This is a genomic window from Bacillus sp. P4_D3 (assembly GCF_056401855.1).
Genome location: NZ_JBFUIN010000664.1, coordinates 1 through 1,695 on the forward strand (window position 1 = coordinate 1; position 1,695 = coordinate 1,695).

Sequence of the window (1,695 nt, forward strand, 5' to 3'; positions counted from 1 at the left end):
CTGTTTATTCCTGCTATGTTTCAGTTGCAACACCACTAACTGTCGTTTTATTAATTGAAATGAGCTTTTGTGACAGCGCATGTCAAGTAATAAAAGAAGGATATAACAATTAAGGTGAGAAAGTGTATACAAGGAGATCAATAAGAGGATTAATAATACAATTCCAAGCTTTTTAAAACTTTCGTAAACCGAAGTACTTCCTTTATGGACCAAAAATAATTTAAGGGACAGTGTTATGGAATGGTTGCAAAAGTGAATATGTTGAAGAGGGAGGCTGAAAATGATGAAAGTATATATGAAAGTGCTTATATTATTCCTAACTTTAACGTGTGTAGCTGTTTTAACCGCGTGTAATAACGCTGAGGAAAAGAAACAAACGAATTCAACATCAGAAAATAGTACGGAAAAAAAGAGCGATACGTCAGAAACCAGTAAAAAGAATGAGGACACCGCTCCAAAAACAGAGAAAGAACCTATGGAAAAACCAAAAGATCAAGATTCAGCAAAACCTACAGCAGATTCTAATTCGAAAAATACAGTGCTTAATCAAAAATCAATTAACCATGTAAAAGATTTATTTGAGCAAGCGAAAGAAGGTAAAGTACCTAATGTACCATATGCAGCACATACAGGTGATATCGAGGAAATAGAAAAAGCGTGGGGAAAAGCAGATAAAACTGATCAAGCAGGGAACGGGACGTATGCGACTTTTACAAGTAAAAATGTTGCATTTGGCTTTAATAAAGGATCACAAGTTTTTGACGTGCGATCTTACCATTCAGAACTTAAGGTGATTACGTTACAAGAAATAGAAAAGGCTTTAGGAAAACCGACGTCGATTAAAGTAAATGGTAATGACAAAATCTACGTTTATAAAGTAAATAACCAGTTTGAATTGAAATTCGTTATTCCAAATTCAACTGGTAAAGTACATCATATTTCTGTGTTTTCACCGGAGGATAGTATTAATAAAATGGCGGGTTAAATGAAAGAGCTGCTCCTATAGGGACAGCTCTTTTGCTTTGTTTCTTTCTAACGATTGAACAAAAACAGATTGAATGATACCGCCAATTATTAATAAGAAGGCACAAATATAAAATAGAGTACTACCGCTTAATTTGCTTAATAACAATGCTCCTACAAAAGGCCCGCAAGTTCTTGAAATATCCCAATGTATACCGTATATAGAAAAATATAATCCGCGACTATGACTTGGAGCCATTTGTGAAACGAATCGCAGTAAGTGATTCAAAGCGATACTTTCCCCAATTACTAAAAAGAGCAATGTGAAGAATAATGACCATATTGTTGTGGAATAGCCGTAGCCAATCGCAGCTAACGTATAGCAAGTATAGGAAATAATAATGATTTTAGGCATAGAAAATCGTTCTGACCATTTCACAAGGAAAATTTGAAGAAGCACTTCCATGACTGCTTTACAAGTTGAGATAAACACGAGTACAAATAGAAAATTTGGAAATACACTTTCGGCGAATATACGATAATTCGATTCGGTTTGAGCGTAGAAAAAACTAATCGGTAGCGTAGAAACCATAAGTCCAAACACAGCATAATGTTTCGAAATAAATTGTTTTGGCGAATATACTTCTTTCATTTTTTCATTGTCGCTTAAAAGTGGGGCAGTTTCAGGAAGCTGCGTCCAAACGAGAATGGCATATAGCGTAAGGGCTACAC

General features: G+C 35.0%; 2 protein-coding genes. One reads left to right on the plus strand and one right to left on the minus strand.

The window, feature by feature from the left end:
• The first annotated feature begins 280 nt into the window (after nt 1-280).
• Nucleotides 281-985, plus strand: a complete 705-nt coding sequence (locus AC1DTM_RS25355) for a YjgB family protein (RefSeq protein WP_016105134.1) — start codon at nt 281-283, stop codon at nt 983-985.
• Nucleotides 986-1,000: 15 nt separating this feature from the next.
• Here the strand turns inward: AC1DTM_RS25355 and AC1DTM_RS25360 are convergent.
• Nucleotides 1,001-1,695, minus strand: a 695-nt coding sequence (locus AC1DTM_RS25360; RefSeq protein ID WP_477001174.1) for an MFS transporter, incomplete at its 5' end; no start/stop codon positions are given.

Excerpts from the sequence above, each read along its gene's own strand:
- AC1DTM_RS25355 (WP_016105134.1), top strand. The coding sequence starts at position 281 with ATGATGAAAGTATATATGAAAGTGCTTATATTATTCCTAACTTTAACG.